Here is a 22039-nt window from a genome sequence, read left to right as displayed (position 1 = left end):
TCCACTGTGTTTATTTAGAGAATGAACATCGCATCTCCAAAACTAAAGAAACGATATTTATGATCCACTGCGTGTTGATAGGCTTGTAAAATTTTATCGCGATCATAAAAGGCTGAAACCAACATAACTAAGGTTGATTGTGGTAAGTGGAAATTAGTAATTAAATGGTCAACTGCTTGAAATTTAAAACCTGGCGTGATGAAAATATCCGTCCAACCAGAAGCTGGCACAATTTGCCCTTGATGGTCACGTGCAATTGTTTCCAAGGTGCGCACAGAGGTTGTACCGACTGCTGTGATCTTGCCACCTCTTTTACGAATGTTTTGAATTTTTTCAGCCGATTCTGGGCTGATTTGATAATATTCAGCGTGCATTTGGTGTTGGTCAATCTTTTCTACAAAAACAGGTCGGAAGGTTCCCAAGCCAACATGCAGCACAATCGGAATAATCTCAATGCCTTTATTTATTGCCTCTTGCATTAGTTCTTGAGTAAAGTGCAAGCCAGCTGTTGGAGCAGCGGCCGAACCATTTTGCTTGGCATAGACCGTTTGATAGCGATCTGGATCATCCAATTTTTCCTTTATATAAGGAGGTAAAGGCATTTGACCTAGGGATTCTAACACTTCTAGGAAAACACCTTGATAAGAAAACTCAATAACTCTTCCTCCGTCTTCCTTATGTTCGATAATTGTTCCCACTAATTGGGCTTGGTCGCCAAAATGTAAGACGGTCCCTAAACGAGCTCTTTTACCTGGTTTAACTAGACATTCCCATTGGTCACCTTGGGTGTTTTTTAATAAAAGGACCTCAATATGTCCCCCGGTATCCGGTTTAACACCAAATAAACGCGCGGGAATAACTCTGGTTTCATTAATTACTAAGCCATCCCCAGGCTTTAAATAGTCAAGCATATGTTTAAAGTCTGTATCGATTGTTTGCTGACTTTGACGGTCTAAGACCAACATACGCGATGATGAGCGGTCCTTTAAGGGAGTTTGAGCAATCAATTCTTCTGGTAAATGATAATCAAAATCTTTAGTTGTATAAGTCATCGTTTTCTTCTTTCTATTTTTCTTTCAGGGGATAATTTAAATGGCGATATGTTAATTCGGTAACCATCCGTCCTCGAGGCGTACGCTTAATGAAGCCTTGTTGGACAAGATAAGGTTCATACATATCTTCCAGGGTCACGATATCTTCTCCAATATTGGCAGCAAGGGTGGCAATTCCAACCGGTCCTCCACCATAAAATTCAATCATCGTCTTTAAAAGTTTACGATCAAGCGGGTCTAAGCCTAAAGCATCAATTTGTAAGACTTTTAAAGCTTCTTTGGTATCCTTGATATGAATATTGCCATCGCCATGAACTTGTGCAAAATCACGCACCCGTCTTAACATACGGTTAACTATTCTTGGCGTGCCACGACTTCTTACGGCCAATTCTTTACTGGCTTGATCATCGATGTCGATTTGAAAGACTCTGGCAGACCGTTTAACGATTTTTTCTAAATCTTTGACCTCATAGTACTGCATGTGGGCCATAATGCCAAAGCGATCACGCAGGGGTTGAGTAAGCATCCCCGCCCGTGTGGTTGCTCCTATTAAAGTAAAGGGTGGCAATTCAAAATGAATGGGCTGGGAACTAGCTCCTTGTCCAATAACAATATCGACATAATAATCTTCCATGGCTGAGTAAAGTACTTCTTCAACAATGCGAGGTAAGCGGTGAATTTCATCAATAAAAAGAATATCGCCAGCATCCAGTTCATTAAGAATGGCTAATAAATCACCCGGTCGCTCAATAGCTGGGCCTGAAGTTGTTTGAATTTTAACGTCTAACTCATTGGCAATCACCATGGCAAGAGTGGTTTTACCTAAGCCAGGAGGCCCATAGAGTAAGACATGATCGAGCGCTTCTGATCGCTTCAAGGCTGCTTGAATATAGACATTCAATTCGTTTTTAACCTTCGATTGACCGATATAATCTTTTAATAATTGGGGTCTCAAAGTGGTAAGCTGTTGATCATCTTCACTCAAGCTTTCACTTGATACAAATCTTTCTTGATCCATATTGATTCCTTTCTCTTGCTTATTTTATTAAGAGCTTAAAGGCTAAACTCAAACCTTCTTGGGTTGATTGGATGGCTTCTTTTTCTATTTTTGGCATGATGCGCTCAATCTCACGCTTAGAATAGCCTAAACCATCTAAGGCTTGTTTTACTTCTTCTAAATAACTATTTTTAGCTGTTGGTGAGTCTTCACTTTCTTTCATTTGACTCAAATCAAGCTTACCTTGTAAGTCTAAAATCATTTGCTGGGCTGTTTTTTTACCCACCCCTGGGAACTTCATTAAATACTTGGCATCAGCCGATTCAATAGCTTGCACCAAGCCCACTTGATCATCTAACGCTAGAATGGATAGAGCCGACTTGGGGCCAATACCGGAAACCTTATTCAATTGTAAAAAGAGGTTCTTTTCAGCCTCGTCCATAAAACCATATAGGAGCATTGCATCTTCTCTGACTACTAATTCGATAAAGAGTGTGATGCTTTCTTGCATCTTTTCTTGCCAACGGAAAGGATTAGCACACCAGATTTGGTAACCTATACCATTAGCTTCTAGAATTAAGTAAGTGGGTTGAATCTGCTTAACTTGTCCTTGAATGTATTGATACATTAACTATTCCACCCATTTCTTATAATCGCTATAACCTGCTTGGTCCATCTCCTCATAAGGAATAAAGCGTAAAGCGGCTGAGTTAATACAGTATCTCAAGCCTCCTTTATCCTTTGGCCCATCATTAAAGACATGGCCCAAATGAGAATCCGCTTGCTTGGAGCGAACTTCCGTTCGAGGTCTGGATAATTTATGGTCTTCTAATTCTTGCAATTCAGTTCCCTTAACTGGTTGAGTAAAGGATGGCCAGCCACAGCCAGCATCAAACTTATCCTTACTCGAAAATAAGGGTTCTCCTGACACAATATCAACGTAAATGCCTTTTTGGTCAAACTGGTCATATTTACCGCTAAAAGGTCTTTCAGTACCTGCTTCTTGTGTCACATGGTATTGAATGGGGTCTAATTTTTTAATTTTATCTTGATAATCTTTTTTAGTCATTTTCTCTTCCTCCTAAATGATGATCTTGAATACGTTTAAACAGTTTTTCAATAGTGGTCGGATCGAATTCGATAAATACTGGACGACCATGGGGACAATGCAATGGATCTTGCAAATCGTTCATTTCAGCAAGTAGATGAATGGCCTCACTGTCTGCTAGGCGATGGTTGGCCTTAATAGCACCACGACAAGACTGCATGATAATGCTCGCTTCTTTCAATTGATTAACTGAAAGATCTTCTTGCCGGCTCAAACGGTCTAATAAGTCTGGCACTATCTGGTCCAATTCATCGGCTTCTAACCAGGTGGGATGACTTTGCATTTGATAGGATTTAGGACCAAAAGCTTGTAAGTGAATCCCTATTTCGGCCAAACGGTCGCTATATTCTTCTGCCATTTGCGCCGTTTTTAAATCAAAACTAAATAGCTTGGGCATCAAAAAATCCTGCTGCTGGTCAACATCCACTTGGTCAGCCATTAATTTTTCATAACGGACTCTCTCTTGGGCAGCGTGTTGATCAATTAAGTAGAAAGAAGAAGGACCTTCAGCAATTAAATAGGTGCCATGAATCTGACCTACATAGCGTAGCTGACTAAAATCAATCATCTTTGGTTTTTCTTGTTGATCCAATGCCTCTTTTTCTACTGCTTGAGAGCTTAATGCTTCCATCATCCCTTGAGTCTTTTCAGTTGGGAAGTCACTGACTTTTGTGTACTCATCCATTTTTATCTGGTTAGAATCAGGACGAGACAGCTCTATAGCTTGCTTATCTTCTGCTAGATGGGATGTTTGGCTGATCCAGTCTAATTGCCCCTTATTTTGTTGGTAGAAACGAGTAGGTCTAAATAGGCTGTCTCCTGCTTCAGGAATGGCGCGGTTTTGTAATAAGCTTGCTTGAACGGCTTGAGTTAATAGTTTAGCCAGTTCCGCTTCCTTACTTAAGCGAATAGTCTGTTTGGTAGGATGCACATTGACATCTACCAAGCGAGGATCCGTTGTTATTTGAATAAAACTCAAAGGAAAACGACCGATCATTAACTGCTTGCCATAAGCCTTGATCAACACATTATTAAGAAAAGGACTCTTGACTGTTCGACCATTGACCATCCAGTGAATATAATTGCGACTAGTTCGAGTCAAGGTGGGTGGTGAGATCAATCCTTCTAGGCCAAACTCTATGTCCGATTGCTTGAAGGCTAGCATTTCTCTTGCTTGCTGGGGTGAGTACAGTTGAGCAATGGTTTGCTTCAAATCCCCCTTACCGACCGTTTGTAGCAAACGATCTCCATCTGAAATTAAAGTAAAAGAAATACTTGGATAGGCTATAGCTAAATTCTGGATTACCTTAAGAATATGGCGCATTTCAGTTTGCAGACTGGCTAAATGCTTGAGTCGGGCTGGTGTATTATAAAAAATTGAATCCACTTGCACGGTAGTCCCATTACGGGGCGGGCAAGAACCTTGATTGATTATTTTTGAATTTTCAACTTCAATAAAATGACCACTTTGACTGGCTTGGTTTGCTTCATTCCAAGTCGACTCAATTCTGATTTTGGCTACTGAAGCTATAGAAGCTAGGGCCTCTCCTCTAAATCCTAAAGAAGTAATCTGAAAAAGGTCTGGTAGGGAATATATTTTACTGGTCGCATGAGCTAAAACGGATTGATGAAGATCTTCTTCCACCATTCCTTGACCATTATCAATCACTATAATTTGTTGAATACCCGCTTCTTTTACTTCCACTTGAATCTGATCTGCTTTGGCATCAATGGCGTTTTCACACAATTCTTTAACGACTGAAGCCGGTCTTTCAACCACTTCTCCGGCTGCAATCTGATTGGCTAGAGCGATATCCATTTGTTTAATAATTCCCATTGCGGTCTCCTTTCTTTATTTCAATTCTTGTTTTAATTGGGCTAAGAAATTTAAAGCATCTAGGGGGGTCATTTGATTAACATCTACTGCTTCAAGAGCCGTTTCAATCTTCGAAGAGCTTTCTTTAGTTTGCTCTTCTTCAGGGATTGGCAAGAGATCTATTGGATCAACTTGATGGTTGCGTAAATGCTTGGCATTAGCTTCTAACTCATCCAACACCACTTGACTTTGTCGCAAGACTGATTCCGGCAGGCCTGCTAAGCGTCCTACATGAATGCCGTAGGACTTATCCGCTGGTCCAGCTAAGATCTTATAGAGAAAGACTAAATGACCGGCTTCTTCCACTGCTCCAACATGAATGTTTTTTATTTGAGAAAGTGTTTGGTCAAGGTCCGTTAATTCATGATAATGGGTAGAGAAGATGGTAGCAGCCCCCACTTTTTGAGCAATATGGTAAAGAATCGCTTCCGCTAGGGCAATACCGTCGAAGGTGGCGGTTCCTCTACCAATCTCATCAAAGAGGATAAGACTGCGGTCTGTGGCGTTTTGTAAGGCATAATTGGTCTCTATCATTTCTACCATAAAGGTGGATTGCCCACTGGTTAAATCATCAGAAGATCCAATCCGAGTAAAGATTTGATCGACTAAGGGCAGTCTCGCCTCTTTAGCAGGGACAAAACAACCGATTTGATTAAGAATCACACTGTAGGCGATTTGACGCATATAAGTCGACTTGCCCGACATATTAGGTCCGGTTAATAGTAGAACAAATTGATCTTGGTCTAAGTCAAAGTCATTGGCGATAAACTTAGCGCGTCCGATTAACTTCTCCAAAACGGGATGACGACTTTCTTTTATTTCAAAATCTTTTCTTTGATCAGACAGATGAGCTTGGGTGAAGTTTTCTTCCTCACTTAATTCAGCAAAAGAACATAAAACATCTAGAGTGGCTACCGCTTGTGCCAATTCTTGCAGTTGGCTAGAATAGGTATTTAAACGATTGCGTAATTCAATAAAGAGATGGTACTCCAACTTTTCAGCCTTTTCCTGGGCCCCCAGAATGGTACTTTCTATTTGTTTAAGTTCGTCTGTAATATAGCGTTCATTGTTAGCTAACGTTTGCTTGCGGACATAAGTCGGATCGTCAAAGTCTTGTGCTTGCAGACGGCTCATCTCTAGGTAATAGCCAAAGACTTTATTATAGCCTACTTTCAGGGTTTTTAGGCCGGTTCTTTGACGTTCACGCTCTTGATAATCAATTAGCCAACTTTCACCATTATCTAAAGCATCACGATAACCATCCAACTGCTTATGATAGCGGTCTTTAATGATTCTACCTTCTGTTAATGAAATCGGTGGATTATCGACCAAAGCTTCATTAATAATAGCCAAAAGCTCATTAAATTCAGGCAAGGCTTGAAATTGATCCACTGAATCCATGCTTTCGTTCAATTGTTGGAGATACTGATTAAGAAGGGGTATTTGTTTTAAAGACTGGCGCAATTGGTCAACTTCTCTAGCATTGGCAGTCTGTAAAGATAGTTTTGTTACCAAGCGTTCAAGGTCATAGATATTTTTTAAAATATTGATTAATTCAAGGCGAAGAAAGTAATGATTAATTAAACCGGCTACCTTTTGATGGCGGCTAATTAAAGCTTGTTTTTGTAATAAGGGTTTATCCAACCACTGATGTAATAGTCTTCCTCCCATGGCCGTTTGCGTGCGGTCTATCAGCCACAATAAAGACCCTTTTCGCTTTTGAGTTCTTAAAGATTCGGTTAATTCTAATTGCACCTTAGTGTATTGATTCATCTGCAAGTAGGCAGATAAGGTATACTCTTCCACCTCTTTTAAATAATCAAAAGCATGCGGTTGAATCGATTGGAGATAAGCTGATAAGTATTTTAAAAGTTCTGTTTGAACAGGGCTTGCCTCTTTTAGCTTAAAGAAATTTTCTGTTAAAGCGGCAGGTGTAAAGGTTGATTTAAAAGCCGTAATCCTTTCTTGCAGTAGGCTCAGTTCTTCTTGGCTAAAACCTGATCTTCCTTCCTCATCGATAATCCACTCACTGGGTTTAACCGTTTGGATTTCACTGACAAATTGATTCCAATCTTCTGTTTGAGTCATCCGACTTTGACCCGTTGAAATATCCACATAAACCAAATGGTAAGTGTTTTTTGCTTTTAAAAAAGCGGCTAGGTAATTATTTTCTTTGTGTTTGAGTGCTTGGTCGACCAAAATGGTTCCTGGTGTAATGATTTGAACAACATCTCTTTTGACCATCCCTTTGGTGAGTCGTGGATCTTCTAATTGTTCACAAATAGCCACTTTATAGCCTTCTTGGATTAAACGACGGATATATTCGGTGGCTGAATGATAAGGAACCCCACACATGGGCACTGGATCTTGGGCTTTTTTATTACGGGAAGTCAGCGTGATTTCTAATACTCTTGCAGCAGTAATAGCATCTTCATAAAACATTTCATAAAAATCGCCTAAACGAAAAAACAAGATGGAATCTTGATGCTTGGCTTTAATGGATAGATATTGTTGCATCATAGGGGTTTCTTTACTTGACATGGCTACTCATCCTCTAGTTCATTTAATCGTTGATTGGTTTTGAATTGATATCATAATAATGACATAAGCCAAATAAGCTTTCTTTCTACTTGCTTGTTAATAATTAATTAATAACAATTTGAGATTTAAGCAAAGGTTCTCTTAGAAGTAAAGGTTTTGACTAGTTCTATTTTAGCAAAAGCTCTCATCATTATCATGATATAAAAAGCACAACTCCAAAAGGGGTTGTGCCTTGTCTTTATTTCGCATACTCTACGGCTCGTATTTCGCGTATAACCGTTACTTTAATATTTCCTGGATATTTCATTTCATTTTCAATGCGTTGTTTCACACTTCTTGCTAAAGCAGCCGCTTTAGCATCATTGATCTTGTCTGGAGCGACAATCACACGTACTTCTCGACCTGCTTGGATAGCATAGGATTGAGTAACGCCTTCATTTTCATTGGCGATTTCTTCCAATTGTTTCAAGCGACGAATGTAGTTTTCTAAGGATTCACTTCGTGCACCTGGTCTTGCAGCAGATAAGGCATCAGCCGCTGCGACTAGTTCTGAAATAACAGAAGTTGCTTTAGTATCGCCATGGTGAGAAGCAATTGCATTAATAACTACCTCATTTTCTTTATAACGATTAGCAATTTCTGCACCAATTTCAACGTGAGAACCTTCAATTTCTTGGTCTAATGCTTTACCAATATCATGAAGTAAGCCCGCTCTTTTGGCTAAGACTACATCTTCATTCAATTCACCGGCCATTACCCCTGCTAACTTTGCAACTTCAACAGAGTGTTTTAAGACATTTTGACCATAGGAAGTCCGGTAAGCTAAACGACCGATAATTTTAATTAGATCAGGATGAATAGCGTGAATACCAACATCAAAGACAGCTTCTTCACCGACTTCGCGGATGCGCTCATCCATTTCCTTACGTGCCCGCTCAACCATTTCTTCAATCCTAGCAGGATGAATTCGGCCATCTTGAATTAAATGTTCAAGAGCGAGCTTAGCAATTTCTCGACGAATTGGATCAAAGCCACTTAAAACGACTGTTTCAGGTGTATCATCTACAATTAAATCGATACCTGTTAGACTTTCTAAGGTGCGAATATTCCGTCCTTCTCGACCAATAATCCGACCCTTCATATCATCATTTGGCAAGTGCACAACCGATACAGAATTATCTGTGACTAGGTCTGTTGCCGAACGTTGAATAGCTTGAAGAATGATTTCTTTCGCATTACGGTCCGCTTCTTCTTTAGCTTTTTGATCAGCATCACGTATCATGACAGCCATTTCGTTAGAAAGTGTCTCTTCTGTCTCTTTAAGAATGATTTCTTTCGCATCATCTCTTGACATCATAGCAATTCTTTCTAATTCTTCTTGGCCTTTTAAGATAAGTTGTTCAATTTCACTTTCCTTTTCAACCAATTCATCTTTACGTTTTAAATAATCTGCTTCTTTATTTTCTAATAGAGATTCACGATTATCTAAAGTATTGCTTTTCTTATCCAGGTTTTCTTCTTTTTGAATTAAACGATTTTCAAATTTTGTCGCTTCTTGGCGACGATCTTTCAGCTCGTTTTCAATCTCATTACGGTATTTGATATTTTCTTCCTTCGCTTCAAAAAGCGCTTCGCGTTTTAAAGTTTGGGCTTGATTTATCGCATCATCAATAATTGCTTCGGCATTTGCTTTTGCACCCGCAATATTTTTTTCATCTGATTTTTGTTTAACGATATAACCAATAACAAAACCAGCAATTAAAGCAACGATAGCGAAGGCGAGTGGAATCAAATTTTCCATAAGAGTCACCTCCGTATCTATTTAGTTTTTTCATTAATTAATATGGTGTAAAAATTAATCGTGGCTTTCCACAACTTTTATAATACTTTTAATCGCAGCCATAGTCAAATAATTCAAAGGATCATTATGACTATTTAGCCTCATATTTTCTGACGCTTTTTTATAAAAAAGAAGACCCTCATTGGATTGAGGGGCCTTTTTAAGCTTTATAATTTGCGTTTTGCTAGTTTTAAAAAAATATCTCAAAAAATTATTTTTTAATTTCTTTAATTTTTTCTAGTGCTTCTTCATCGGCTTCTTCAGAAGTTACTGCCGAATGTCCACCAATTTGATAATGCTGTCTAACTTGTTGATCAATCTCTTCAAAGATGTGTGGGTTATCTTCTAAGAATTGTTTAGCACTTTCGCGTCCTTGACCAATTCTTTCTTCTTTATATGAATACCAAGAACCTGCCTTGTTAATAATATCCAAATCAGATGCCATGTCTACAAGCTCTCCAATTTGCGAAATACCGTAACCATAAACAATGTCGACCATGGCTTCTTTAAACGGTGGTGCCAGTTTATTTTTAACGACTTTAATCCGTGTCCGGTTACCATACACATCACCGCCTTGCTTAAGGCTTTCAGTTCTTCTGACTTCAAGACGAATAGAAGAATAAAACTTCAAGGCACGACCACCAGGGGTTACTTCTGGGTTACCAAACATTACACCCACCTTTTCACGAATCTGGTTAATAAAGAAAGCAATCGTATTGGTTTTATTAATTGAGCCGGACAATTTACGCATGGCTTGCGACATCAAACGCGCTTGCAAACCAATGTGCGAATCTCCCATCTCTCCTTCAATCTCAGCTCGTGGTACTAAGGCTGCTACAGAGTCAACCACTACAATATCGACTGCTCCTGATGAGACCAAGGCATCTGCTATTTCTAAAGCTTGTTCTCCTGTATCTGGTTGAGAGAGTAATAATTCGTTAATATCAACTCCTAATTTCTCAGCGTAAACAGGATCTAAAGCATGCTCAGCATCGATAAAGGCAGCCAAGCCCCCCTTCTTTTGGACAGATGCAATGGCATGTAGGGCAACAGTAGTCTTACCAGAAGATTCCGGTCCATAACATTCAATGACCCGTCCTCGTGGATAACCACCAATTCCAAGGGCCACATCTAGGGCGAGGGAGCCTGAAGGAACTGTATCAATTTCAACGCTTGTTCGATCACCCAAACGCATGATTGCACCTTTTCCATAACTTTTTTCTATATTCTTTAGCGCTTGATCTAAGGCTTTTTGTCTGTTGGCATCTACCATATTATTTCCTCCGTTCATCAAGGTAATCTTATCTTAACAATTATTTAGTCCAAACTCAAGTTTTTTGCGAACTTTTGTTCGACTACTCTCTTAATTAATTCATAACCATAATTAGTGGCCAAGTCCCGTACATAGTCGCGCCCTCGATTGGGAAGCATGAGTTTCTGCCATTCGGTCGGACGATTTTTACTTGCACAAGCCAGATAGACTTCTCCAGCTGGATGTCCTTGATCAGAGCCCGGACCTGCTACTCCGCTTAAAGCCAGAGCGAGGTCACTGCCACTTAATTTTAAGCATTGTTCGGCCATAGCACAAGCGCATTGCTCACTATAGACTGAATATTCTTCAATTATCATAGGATCAACCGATAACAAATCTACCTTGGTTTGCGCTTGATAGACCACAAAGCCACCCTTTATGACTGTTGAAGCACCTGGAACCTGAGTGAGGCGACTGAGCATTTTACCTCCTGTTAAACTCTCAGCACCAGAAAGAGTGAGATTCAGCTGCTTCAATCGATCAATCAAATAAGCTTCTATAGTATGTTCTCTTCCTTCACCTATGTAATAGTCTTTTAATTTAGCGATTATTTGCTGGGCTGTTTTATCTAATAATTGGTTATTGTCAGCTATTTTTTCTTGCTTTTGATTCAAGACTAGGCGAATATGTCTAGGCTTAGCATAAATCGCGATTTCCAGCTCTTTTGTTTTTTTAATAATTGGATCTAATATATGGGCCACTTGCGACTCGCCAATCCCATAAAAATTTAAATAGATGGATTTAATTGCTATGGTCTGGTCAATTTTTTCTTTAAAATAAGGTAAAACTTCTTTTTCAAGCATGGCCTTTAACTCACTAGGTGGGCCTGGTAAACATAGGTAATATTGATTAGCATCAGCAGCAAAATATAAGCTGCCACAGGCTAAGCCATCTTCTGTATGAAAACAATACCCCTCTTTAAAGGTTAAAGCTTGTTTATACTCTAAGGGTGAAAGTTGACGATTTTGTTTTTTAAAATAATCTTGAATGTATTGCCATTGTTGAAAATCAACAATTAATTCTTGACCAAGAAAGTGGGCTAAACTTTCTTTGGTTAAATCATCATGGGTCGGCCCTATCCCACCAGCTAAAACAATTAGTTCTGCTCTAGTCGCAGCGATTCTAATTGCTTCTTCAAGTCGCGTTGGATTGTCGTCTACCACTTGTTGGTTGAAAGACAAAATACCTATTGAAGCAAATGCTTGAGCTAGTAGTGCTGCGTTGGTATTAATGGTCTGTCCTTGAACCAATTCGGTCCCCACTGTGATAATTTCTAACTTCATTGCAGGCCCTCCATTTTATATATACCTATTAAAATTAAAAAAGGTGTTTTCTTTAAAAAAAAGCCATCAAAACGATGACTTTTAATGAAAATAATCTACTTAATATCGGTAAAAAGATGTCTCGCTTTATAAAAATATTCTACACCTGAATATACAGTAAAGAATAAAGCAACTCCCATTAAAAAATGTGCCAATGAGAAAGGCAACCATGTAAAGCCAGCATTATTCCAAAGAAAGAACAAAATGGCAAACATTTGACTGAAGGTTTTAACTTTTCCAGGCCAGGCCGCTGCCATTACTTTACCATTAGATTGAGCGAGTAGAACTCTTAAACCGGTCACTAATAACTCACGACTAATAATAATAATAACGATCCAAGCTGGGATGAATTGGTGTTCAACCAACAGGATAAGTGCTGCAATGACTAACAGCTTGTCTGCCATTGGATCCGCAAAGACACCAAAGGAAGTGACTAAATGTAATTTTCGCGCTAAGTAACCATCCAAATAGTCCGTAAAGGATGCTATGGCAAATACGAGCCCCCCAATAAAGTAAGGGGTAGCAAGAGTCGTTCCTAACAGTGTTAGATTGCCCCAATCCAAAGGTAAAGTTAAAAGACAAACAAAGATAGGGATTAAGAATATTCTAAAAACAGTTAAACGATTAGCAATGTTCATAATTTACTCTCCTGATGAATAATTGGGGTCTAATACCGCTGGACCTTCATAAGAAGTTTCTTCATTCTTTTCTCCCAGCTCATCAATGGCTAGCTCTTCAGTTGAAGAGGCAGTTTCATCTTTAACTTTAAAGATAATAACGCCAGGAACACTCGGATCAGGCTCAACTGTTTTACCGTTGACTATAAATTGAGCCCCTTCTGAATAACCTAATTCCATCCGCACAGTCTTGGTTGTATCATTGGCTTGATGTTCTAAAACTTCATCTTTAGAAATCGTTTGGTCAACTACCATACTTCCTTCTTCATAAATACCGACCCAAACAAAGGCATTTCCTTTGGCACCAAATTGATAATTTTCAATTGGACCTTCTAATTGGTAGGTTTTAATCTCGCCAGCTTGAGAGATTTCAGTAATTACTTCTTTTCCAACTAAAAGCTGGTTTTCCGCTAAGTCTTTTTTGTTATTAGCTTTTTCAGTCACCTCTGGCTCTTTTGTCGATCCATCGACTGGATTAGCCGACGGCTTAACAATTTCTAAGACATCAGCATTATTATTGGTTTGAGCGACTTGATTATCTTCCGTTGAAATCTGACGAATGGTATAAATTAAGATACCGATAATACAGATAATAATTGCTGATAGAATAGCCATGGGAATATAAGAGAGGATTTTCTCCATCCGATTCGATTCATCATTTAAATGACGGCTACGTAACCGACTTGGCATTTCAGCCTCTTCTTCTCTTATCGGACTGCTTTCATTGTTTTGCACTTCCAACTCACTAGCATATTCCTTTAAAAGAGTATCTCCATCTAAACCTACCATATCGGCATACTGTTTCACAAAGGCTCGGGCATAGAAGTTTCCCGGTAGTTCTTCCAGTTGTCCTTCTTCGATCGCTTGTAAATATTTTTTTTGAATTTTAGTCATTTGTTGCAGGGTATTAAGTGTATACCCTTTATTTACGCGTGCTTCACGTAATCTTGTTCCTAATTCACTCATAATTATGACCCCTTCTATCTCTATCATTCACATTATAGCACAGTTAAAAGCCTTGGGTCAGATAAAAGTCCCTAATTAAGTTTAGTTGGCTTCTTTCTCAAGTAAGTCACGAATAAGCGTATACATATATTTCTCAGCGTCAAAAGCTTGTAGGTCACTCGCTTGTTCACCCAAACCAATATATTTAACTGGAATATCTAATTCATGGCGAATAGAAAGAATGACGCCCCCCTTAGCTGTCCCATCTAATTTTGTTAAGACTAGTCCACTGATCTCGGTTGCTTCATTAAATTGTTTCGCTTGAATTAAGGCGTTTTGTCCGGTTGTTGCATCTAAAACCAAGAGAACTTCTTGTACGCCATTCGGATTTTCTCTTTCGATAATCCGTTTCATTTTAGCTAATTCAGCCATGAGATTTGCTTTAGTTTGTAAACGCCCTGCTGTATCAACTAAAAGGTAATCGTACTCTTCCGCATTGGCTTTTTTCACAGCGTCGAAAACTACAGAAGCAGGGTCTCCTTGGTCCGCTCCGGTCACTACTGGTATTCCTAAGCGCTCTCCCCAAACATTTAGTTGCTCAACTGCACCTGCTCTAAAAGTATCGGCAGCAGCCATTAAAACCTTATGTCCGGATTGTTTTAAATTATAAGCAATTTTACCGACAGAAGTCGTCTTGCCTACCCCGTTGACCCCCACAAATAAGACTACGGTTGGCCCGTTTGGATTTTCAATTAAATCAGGATTGACTGGTTGGTCTTTTTCATAAATTGCCACCATTTGTTCTAACATAACACGCTTAACATCTTGAGCTTTATGAACATTTTCAGCTTCTACTGCATCACGAATAGCATCCGTTAAAGCTAGAGTCATTTTGAAGCCAACATCGGCTGAAATTAAGATTTCTTCTAGATCATCGTAGAATTCATCATCTAATTCGCGCCAAGAAGTAAATAAATCCGTGATGCGGTCAGAAAAGGATTTACGTGTTTTTTCCATCCCCTTATCATACTTCTCAAAGACAATCTGTTCTTCTTGGTCTAAAACCTCTTCTTTTACAACCTTATCTTCACCTGTGAAAGCACGTTTGATGCGATCAAACAATCCCATATGACTTCCTCCATTCTATTGAATAAATTGATAAATTGCATGAGCGACACCCTCTTGATCATTGGATAAAGTAATGAAATCAGCCCTCTGCTTTAAAGTCTCTGCGCCGTTTCCCATCACCACTCCAAGACCAGCAAATTCAATCATGCGCTCATCATTCATCTGATCTCCTATTGCCATTATAGCAGAAGGTTGAATATTTAACTGATCAGACAACTTTTTTAAAGCATTTCCTTTATTGACTCCCGCTTTCATAATTTCTAATTGGAAAGGATGGGATCTTGATAGGGTATATTGACTGACAAGTTCTTTATTTAACAGTGGTATTTGCCGCGATAAATGGGCTTCATCAATCGTGACCACAAATTTCATAAAACGATGGGCTTCATCAAAATCATTAAAATCAATTTTGGTATGGGGGGCTGTAGAAACATTGCCCACATAAAAACTTTCATAACCTTTTGGGTAAGTTAAGGGTTCATAAACTAAATCCTGGTCTAGAACGTTTAAAGGTAAATTTAAAGTTGTTAACTCTCGATACCATGAGTGAAGATCTTGGCTGCTTAACTCTTCTTGTATTAAGACTTGCCCATCACTAATTCTTTGGACAAAGGCACCGTTATATAGAATTAAATAATCATCCTCACTTTTTAAGCCGATTTGATCGATTAAATGATGCATGGTTGAATAAGGTCTACCTGTACATATTACGACTTTAACGCCTCGCTCTTGAGCGTAATCAAGTGCTTCAAGGTTTTTAGCTGTAACTTCTTTGGAACTATTTAATAAGGTTCCATCTAAATCGATGGCTAGTAATTGAATCATTTTATCTACTCCTGATGGTCTAATGCTACAAAATCATTCATTTTCACCGCTGCTAGTTTAGAAATACCGGTTTGTTCCATAGTCACTCCATATAGAATGTCTGCATATTCCATGGTCCCTTTGCGGTGGGTAATGACAATAAATTGCGTTTCTTGGGTAAAGTTTTGAATGTATTCCCCATAACGGTAAACATTGGCATCATCTAAAGCTGCCTCCACTTCGTCTAGAACCACAAATGGAACGGTCTTTGTTTCCAAAATAGCAAATAATAAAGCAATGGCCGTTAAAGCTCTTTCGCCTCCTGATAAGAGGGCTAAGTTTTGCTTACGCTTACCGGGTGGTTGAGCAATAATATCGACACCGGTAGTTAATAAATCGGTCGGGTCGGTTAATTCTAACTTAGCCTTACCGCCAGCAAATAAACGAGTGAAGGTCTTTTGAAATTGATGGTTAATAGCTTGAAAGGCTTCTTTAAAGCGACTACCCACTTCTGAATCCATTTCATCAATGGTATTATTTAGCTGCTCCATAGCTGTTAACAGGTCATTTTCTTGCTCAAATAACAATTGATAACGTTCATCCACTTCTTGATAGTCTTGAATTGCTGCTAAGTTGATAGGTCCTAATTGATCAATTTCCTTACGCAACTTTTTAACCACTTCTTTTACCTGAGCAACAGATTCTACAGGCTGGGCTAATTGAGTAGCTGCTTCGAACGACAAGGCGTAGGTTTCATTAAGATAGAGTAAATCTTGATCCATCTGATCTTCATATCTTTCAATCTTGGCTTGGCATTTGGCCTCTGCTTGGTATTGATATTGAAGCTGATCTTCGCTATTTTTTAAGGCCTGCTGATGACTCCTTAAACTTTCATTTAAACTCTGGCGGTCTTGGCGTAGAACGCTTAAATCAGCGTTGACTTGGTCTAAATCGCCTTCTGCTTGGCTTAAATCCACTTTAAATTGACTGATTGAATTTTCTAAGTTTTGAACTTCATTCCAGTCACTTTCTTCTAACTGTTGACTGGAAGCAATTAATTCTTCTAAATTTTGTGCTTGCTTAATTTCATTTTGCAGGCTTTCTCTTTTTTGTTTGGTTTCCATTTCCAAAAGCGCTAAATTGGTTTTGCTTTCATTCAAGTCGGCTTGAAGTTGCCCAATCTTCATTTGTTTTTCCGATTGAGACAATTGCATGGATTGAATGGTTTGATGGACTTCTTCAATTTTAGCCTTTAGAGCTTGTAAGTCTTGCTCAGCTGCTTGAAAATCTTGGTGAGAAGTCTCAAAATCTTGAGTCATTTGCTTGAATTCATCGGTTAAAATCAATAGATGTTTATTTTTTTGATCTCGCTGTGACTGTATATTTTCAATTAAATTCAGCAATTTTTGGTGGTCTTGACTAAGTTGTTGGTAATCTGATAAAGCTTTTTGATAAGCCGTTTGAAATTGCGAAACCTTCTGATCACACCTTTCAAAAGTTGCCACTTGTTCTTTTTGACTCTTTTTTAGTTCTTTCAACTCTTTTTCAAGGCTTGCAATCTCTTGAGAGCGCCCCATTACAGATTGTGACTTATGCTTATTTTTTCCCCCTGTAACAGAGCCTCCAGGAAGGATCAAGTCGCCTTCAAGTGTTACGATTTTTAACTGTTGATGGCTAGCCTTAGCAAGTGACTGGGCATTTTCAAGTGTATCAACAATCACTGTAGACCCTAATAACTGCTGAATCACTCGCTGATTTTCTGCTTTATAAGAAACTCGTTCACTAGCAATCCCCACCACTCCTTGGTTTTGTTGGAGTAGCTCTTGGTGATGGGCCTTTAGGGTCCGAGCTTTCATATTACTTCTTGGTAAAAAGGTGGCTCGTCCGGCTCTTTTGTTTTTTAAAAGTGATATAGCTTGCTTAGCAGCTTGGTCGTTTTCTACAACAATATTTTGCAAACCAGCTCCTAAAGCAATGTCGATAGCAACTTGATCGTTTTTTTCAACTTCGATTAATTCGGCTACCGTTCCAATGATTCCTTGTAGTTGATCACGGTGGTTCATCACGACTCGGACTCCTTGGTAATAGCCGGCATATTCCACTTGCATTTGTAGCAAGCTTTGATACTTGGAGTGGAGCATTTGGATTTGGTGGTCTGCTTGGTAGATTACTTTCCTTAATTGATCACGATTGGCTTGGGCTTGATCCAATGCTTGGTGGGCCTTTTCCCCTTCAGTTTGAAGGCTTTCTAAGTCTGCTTTCACTTGTTTTATTTGATCGTGATAGCTAACTTCTTGGTCTTCAAGAGCTTGGATTTGAATTTGATTTTCCTTGATTTGGTCTTGATAGCTTTCCTTGCGTTGATCGAATTGTTGGCTAAATTTATCAAATTGTTGCAAGCGATTCTTTATAGCCGACTCTTGACGATAATAGTCAATCAATTCTCCCCTTAACTGATCTAACTCTTCATTCTTTAGCGCTTGAAAGTCATTAAGTTGTTGATTATATGCTTTTACTTCTTCTTTTGCTTTTCGAATACCTTCTTCTAATGAGTTTAAATTTTGATTAAGGACCTCTTGTTGTTTTTGGTGGTCAACCCATTGATTTTGGTAGCGATCTTGATTTAGTTTTCTTTCTTGACTGGATTGATTGGCATAAAGCGTTTTTTGCTGAAACACTTCAATTTGGCCCTTTAATCTCTCAATCAATTGGATAAGTTTTCGACTTTCCATCTCTTCTTGATCAATGCTTTGATTTATCAAGTCTAATTGGTTCTGTTTATCATCGATTGATTGCGAAAAAGATTTTTGATCATTCTTAACTCGGTCTAATTCAGCTTTTATTTGTTGGTAGTGGTCCTTGGCTTGTTGCCATTTAGCTTTAAAGTCTTGTATTTGAAAGGTATATAAGGATATTTCTTCTTCTTTCAATTGGGCCGCTTTCTCTTGGTAGGTCAAAGCCTTTTCTCTTTGTTCTTTAAGTGGCTGCAGTTGATTTTTTAATTCATGTAAAATATCCCTGACACGGTTCAAATGGTCTTGTGACCGCAGCAATTTTCTTTGAGCTTCTTGTTTGCGGTATTGATATTTTTGTACACCAGCTGCTTCTTCAAAAATTCCTCGTCTTTCTTCTGGTTTACTTAAAAAGATGGACTCGACTTTACCTTGGGAAATCATGGCGAAAGAATTTTTACCTAAGCCTGTATCCAACAGCAAATCAGTGATATCTTTTAAGCGAACATTTTTTTGATTGATAAAAAAATAACTCTCACCATTACGGTTATATTGACGCGTTATCGTAATCGTTTGGGGGTCCATATCAATATAACGATCCTCATTATTTAAAACCAAGGATACTTTAGCAATATTGACTGGCTTTCGATCGAGTGAACCATTAAAGATAACATCTTCCATCTTGTTACCACGCAAGGATTTAGCCGATTGTTCTCCTAAGACCCAACGAATGGCTTCAGATAAATTCGATTTACCTGAACCGTTGGGACCGACTATTGCTGTCATGCCCTGATCAAAATTAATGACTGTTTTATCAGCAAAAGATTTGAAACCAGTCATTTCGATTCTTTCTAAATACAAACAGCTACACTCCTTTTTGAAGATGGTGAATGGCTTTTTTAGCGGCCTTCATTTCTGCTTCTTTTTTACTTTTGCCACTGGCCTTAGCTATTAAGTCGTTTTCTAAATACAGCCCAATGGTAAAGGTTTGTGCATGAGAAGGTCCTTGGGTTGCTAGGAGACGGTATTCAATCTTAACTGTTCCCTTGACTTGAACCATTTCTTGGAACTTGGTCTTATAATCTTGCACGGTTAGTGTCAAAATTTCTTGATGGTGATCAAAGAGGACTCTACTCAGAAAGTTTTCAACCATATCCATACCAGTATCCAAATAAACTGCCCCCAAAAAGGCTTCAAATGTATCTGCTAAAATGGAATCTCTTTCTTTACCTCCCGACAATCTTTCCCCCTTACCTAATTGGATAAATTGAGGAAAGTCTACTTGTCTAGCTAAATAAGCCAAGCTTGGTTCCCTGACGAGCTGAGCTCGCATGCGTGAAAGTTCTCCTTCAGGCTTATGGGGGTATTGTCCATATAAAAATTGACTAACCAGAATCTCAAGCACAGCATCGCCTAAAAATTCTAATCGTTCATTGGACTGAATTAAGTTCTCACCTTGCTCATTAATATATGACCGATGGTAGAAAGCTTGCTGAATAATCTTCTGGTTAGTAACTTTAATTTTTAATTCTTTTTCGATGTGTTCTATTAACTGATGCATGGCTTCGACTCCTATCAAATATACACTGATTTTACCAAAAATCCCCTGATTACACAAAGTCATTCAGCAATACAAAAATGAAATACCGTATATAAATAAAAAGATCAAGCAAAGCTATGCTTGATCTTCATCTTTTAAAATTTTAAATTATTCAGCAATTGGACTTTCAGCAGTTAAGCCTACTTGTGTCCAATCAAGATTTGCTCCAATTTCAACATCCCAATTCGTCACACGCTTATTAACGGCTGTTAATTCATATCTCCAAAGCGTTGGAATAACAGGAAGCTCTTCATGCATAAATTCTTGCCAAGCGTAGAAGGCTTTTTGACGGTAGTCATCATCAAACGATTCGTCTGATTCAATATCCGCTAATAATTGGTTATGTTCTTCATTCACATAGCGACTGTAGTTGAATTGTGCTCGTTCACCAAATAATCCATTTGGATTTGGATCGCCACCAGTACCAAAAGCAGCTTGGAAAATATGTATTTCTGGATCATCCTTCTTAATACGTTCATAGAAAGAATTAAACTCTAGTAATTGTCCATCTAATAGCTCTACAGGAATACCGACTGCGTTCCATGCTTGTACATAGTACTGAGCCAATGGAGCAGCTGTTTCACCACCTGACATTGAAGCGAAGTTCAAGGTGAATTTCTCGCCATTAGGATCTTCCACTAGACCATCACCATCCACATCCTTAAAGCCAGCTTCTGCTAAAATTTCCTTAGCTTTTTCTGGATTGTATTCATAGGCCTTAACGTCAGGATTTAAGTATTCTACAAAGTTCGGTGTAATCATTGAGTCTGCAGCACGACGCAATCCTTGATAGAATTCACGGCCGACTGAATCATTATCCATGGCATAAGCCATCGCTTGACGAAGAGCTTTATTGGATGTAACTAATTCAGGATCAAATTCGTTTTTACCTTCTTCTTCATTCCATTTACCCATCTTGAAGCCAATGTATGTATAAGCATTCTGCTCATAACCAATGGTAGTAAAGTTCGTTGCATCTTTATAAGTATCATACTTATCAGTTGGTAAGGTTGCAATATCAAAATTACCAGCCTTTAATTCAGCAACAATTGAATTAGGGTTGATGACATTCATTGTCATTCCATCTAATTTAGGACGCCCCTTATAATAATTTTCATTTACAGTATAAGTGACTGCTTCACCTGGTGTCATTGATTCCACCTTAAAAGGTCCAAAGCCTACTGGTTTCTCACGTACAGGTGCAGAGTCTTCCATATCAGCTACTTCGATACCTTCAAAGACATGCTCAGGTTCGATATAAGAAGAAATTCCTCCACCAGCTTGAACCATTGAGTTCGGAAAAGCCTTATAAGTAACGGTTAGGGTATAATCATCGACACGTTCCAACCCAGAAATTTCCTCGGCTTCGCCGTTATGATACTCGTCCATTCCTACCACATTCTCAAAATCGCTACCATAACGAATGCCGGTATAATCAGGGTGTCCTACTACATAGTAAGGAAAAATAACGTCATCTATCGTAATCGGTTCGCCATCATCCCACTTAACTCCTTCTGGGATTGTGATAGTTACTTGTTTATTTTCAACATCCATTTCCACTTTGGCAAAACCGGAATCATCGATCTTGAAGTTATTGTCGTAGCCGTATAGGCCAGGGTTAAAGTAAGCAATTACGGTTGCATCTGGGTTTCCTGTGTAAAACATATTATTGAAGACACCTGCAAATGCGGTATCGGAAACAAAGGCTACCTTAAGTGTTCCACCCTCCATGACTTCACCTTCATGCTCTACAGAAGTCGAAATGTCCGGTGCGGGGGCTCCTTCTCCATCTGCTTCCTCAGCTTGGACCATAGGTAGGGAACTCAATACCAAGGAACCGATTGTCATTGTTGTCATAAACTGTATAAGATGTTTTTCTAATGATTTTCTCATACTAAGCCTCCTCTAAATGTGATAATCCTATCATATAGAAATTATATGATTAAATCAAGTCTTTTCTAATTTTTTTTTAATATTTTTATCTTTTTCTAATAAAAACAAGCTTTATTAGGGGTTTATTTATGAAAAGTTTCCAAAGCTCACTTGTCTTAAAGGTTTTTCATGAAAATGTCTTTTCATTATTTTAAAGCTTATGACCCAACTAG

16 protein-coding genes are annotated in these 22039 nt (G+C 38.7%); all 16 read right to left on the bottom strand.

From position 1 onward, the window contains the following. Nucleotides 1-14: 14 nt before the first annotated feature. Nucleotides 15-1052: a tRNA preQ1(34) S-adenosylmethionine ribosyltransferase-isomerase QueA gene (gene queA / locus ACQV2P_RS02115; RefSeq protein ID WP_428873728.1), complete on the bottom strand. Its 1038-nt coding sequence runs from the start codon at nucleotides 1050-1052 to the stop codon at nucleotides 15-17. Nucleotides 1053-1065: 13 nt separating this feature from the next. Continuing rightward, complete coding sequence (ruvB, locus tag ACQV2P_RS02110) at nucleotides 1066-2070, bottom strand: Holliday junction branch migration DNA helicase RuvB (RefSeq protein ID WP_428873729.1); 1005 nt, start codon at nucleotides 2068-2070, stop codon at nucleotides 1066-1068. A 19-nt stretch (nucleotides 2071-2089) separates the two neighbouring features. Beyond that, nucleotides 2090-2677, bottom strand: a complete 588-nt coding sequence (gene ruvA / locus ACQV2P_RS02105) for a Holliday junction branch migration protein RuvA (protein WP_428894149.1) — start codon at nucleotides 2675-2677, stop codon at nucleotides 2090-2092. A 3-nt stretch (nucleotides 2678-2680) separates the two neighbouring features. Further along, complete coding sequence (msrB, locus tag ACQV2P_RS02100) at nucleotides 2681-3118, bottom strand: peptide-methionine (R)-S-oxide reductase MsrB (protein ID WP_428876364.1); 438 nt, start codon at nucleotides 3116-3118, stop codon at nucleotides 2681-2683. Continuing rightward, entirely contained in the window at nucleotides 3111-4994 is a 1884-nt protein-coding gene (mutL, locus tag ACQV2P_RS02095; RefSeq protein ID WP_428894148.1) for a DNA mismatch repair endonuclease MutL, read from the bottom strand. Before mutL ends, msrB begins: the two co-directional genes overlap by 8 nt. 15 nt (nucleotides 4995-5009) lie before the next feature. Further along, the gene (mutS, locus tag ACQV2P_RS02090; protein WP_428876365.1) at nucleotides 5010-7574 is read right to left on the bottom strand and encodes a DNA mismatch repair protein MutS; all 2565 of its coding nucleotides are present in this window, start codon (nucleotides 7572-7574) and stop codon (nucleotides 5010-5012) included. A 238-nt stretch (nucleotides 7575-7812) separates the two neighbouring features. Beyond that, nucleotides 7813-9375 carry a ribonuclease Y gene (gene rny / locus ACQV2P_RS02085; RefSeq protein ID WP_428874802.1) on the bottom strand — a complete coding sequence of 521 codons (1563 nt, stop codon included), beginning with the start codon at nucleotides 9373-9375 and terminating at the stop codon, nucleotides 7813-7815. A gap of 250 nt (nucleotides 9376-9625) precedes the next feature. Further along, entirely contained in the window at nucleotides 9626-10687 is a 1062-nt protein-coding gene (recA, locus tag ACQV2P_RS02080) for a recombinase RecA (protein WP_428874803.1), read from the bottom strand. Between the two features lie 44 nt (nucleotides 10688-10731). Next, on the bottom strand, nucleotides 10732-12009 hold the full coding sequence (locus ACQV2P_RS02075) for a competence/damage-inducible protein A (protein ID WP_428894563.1): 1278 nt from the start codon (nucleotides 12007-12009) through the stop codon (nucleotides 10732-10734). A gap of 95 nt (nucleotides 12010-12104) precedes the next feature. Then, nucleotides 12105-12686 (bottom strand): CDP-diacylglycerol--glycerol-3-phosphate 3-phosphatidyltransferase, encoded by a 582-nt coding sequence (pgsA, locus tag ACQV2P_RS02070; RefSeq protein WP_428873737.1) that lies wholly within the window; start codon nucleotides 12684-12686, stop codon nucleotides 12105-12107. A gap of 3 nt (nucleotides 12687-12689) precedes the next feature. Further along, a complete protein-coding gene (locus ACQV2P_RS02065) occupies nucleotides 12690-13691 on the bottom strand; it encodes a helix-turn-helix domain-containing protein (protein WP_428894562.1) in 1002 nt (333 codons plus the stop codon). Between the two features lie 81 nt (nucleotides 13692-13772). Then, on the bottom strand, nucleotides 13773-14798 hold the full coding sequence (gene ftsY, locus ACQV2P_RS02060) for a signal recognition particle-docking protein FtsY (protein ID WP_428881882.1): 1026 nt from the start codon (nucleotides 14796-14798) through the stop codon (nucleotides 13773-13775). A 15-nt stretch (nucleotides 14799-14813) separates the two neighbouring features. Then, nucleotides 14814-15623, bottom strand: coding sequence for a Cof-type HAD-IIB family hydrolase (locus ACQV2P_RS02055; protein WP_428873740.1), 810 nt, complete (start codon nucleotides 15621-15623; stop codon nucleotides 14814-14816). A gap of 5 nt (nucleotides 15624-15628) precedes the next feature. Further along, nucleotides 15629-19195 (bottom strand): chromosome segregation protein SMC, encoded by a 3567-nt coding sequence (smc, locus tag ACQV2P_RS02050; protein ID WP_428894561.1) that lies wholly within the window; start codon nucleotides 19193-19195, stop codon nucleotides 15629-15631. Between the two features lie 4 nt (nucleotides 19196-19199). Then, on the bottom strand, nucleotides 19200-19895 hold the full coding sequence (rnc, locus tag ACQV2P_RS02045) for a ribonuclease III (protein ID WP_428894560.1): 696 nt from the start codon (nucleotides 19893-19895) through the stop codon (nucleotides 19200-19202). Nucleotides 19896-20042: 147 nt separating this feature from the next. Further along, complete coding sequence (locus ACQV2P_RS02040; RefSeq protein WP_428874813.1) at nucleotides 20043-21827, bottom strand: oligopeptide ABC transporter substrate-binding protein; 1785 nt, start codon at nucleotides 21825-21827, stop codon at nucleotides 20043-20045. Nucleotides 21828-22039: the final 212 nt, after the last annotated feature.

It is taken from the genome of Facklamia sp. P12932, from assembly GCF_050409545.1.
Taxonomy (GTDB): Bacteria; Bacillota; Bacilli; order Lactobacillales; family Aerococcaceae; genus Facklamia.
This window is presented reverse-complemented; position numbering and strand designations above follow the sequence as displayed.

Coding starts and splice junctions, on each gene's coding strand:
- ACQV2P_RS02040 (WP_428874813.1), bottom strand. CDS start 21,827: ATGAGAAAATCATTAGAAAAACATCTTATACAGTTTATGACAACAATG.
- ACQV2P_RS02065 (WP_428894562.1), bottom strand. CDS start 13,691: ATGAGTGAATTAGGAACAAGATTACGTGAAGCACGCGTAAATAAAGGG.
- queA (WP_428873728.1), bottom strand. CDS start 1,052: ATGACTTATACAACTAAAGATTTTGATTATCATTTACCAGAAGAATTG.
- ACQV2P_RS02075 (WP_428894563.1), bottom strand. CDS start 12,009: ATGAAGTTAGAAATTATCACAGTGGGGACCGAATTGGTTCAAGGACAG.
- ruvB (WP_428873729.1), bottom strand. CDS start 2,070: ATGGATCAAGAAAGATTTGTATCAAGTGAAAGCTTGAGTGAAGATGAT.
- ftsY (WP_428881882.1), bottom strand. CDS start 14,798: ATGGGATTGTTTGATCGCATCAAACGTGCTTTCACAGGTGAAGATAAG.
- mutS (WP_428876365.1), bottom strand. CDS start 7,574: ATGTCAAGTAAAGAAACCCCTATGATGCAACAATATCTATCCATTAAA.
- msrB (WP_428876364.1), bottom strand. CDS start 3,118: ATGACTAAAAAAGATTATCAAGATAAAATTAAAAAATTAGACCCCATT.
- recA (WP_428874803.1), bottom strand. CDS start 10,687: ATGGTAGATGCCAACAGACAAAAAGCCTTAGATCAAGCGCTAAAGAAT.
- rnc (WP_428894560.1), bottom strand. CDS start 19,895: ATGCATCAGTTAATAGAACACATCGAAAAAGAATTAAAAATTAAAGTT.
- rny (WP_428874802.1), bottom strand. CDS start 9,375: ATGGAAAATTTGATTCCACTCGCCTTCGCTATCGTTGCTTTAATTGCT.
- ruvA (WP_428894149.1), bottom strand. CDS start 2,677: ATGTATCAATACATTCAAGGACAAGTTAAGCAGATTCAACCCACTTAC.
- mutL (WP_428894148.1), bottom strand. CDS start 4,994: ATGGGAATTATTAAACAAATGGATATCGCTCTAGCCAATCAGATTGCA.
- pgsA (WP_428873737.1), bottom strand. CDS start 12,686: ATGAACATTGCTAATCGTTTAACTGTTTTTAGAATATTCTTAATCCCT.
- ACQV2P_RS02055 (WP_428873740.1), bottom strand. CDS start 15,623: ATGATTCAATTACTAGCCATCGATTTAGATGGAACCTTATTAAATAGT.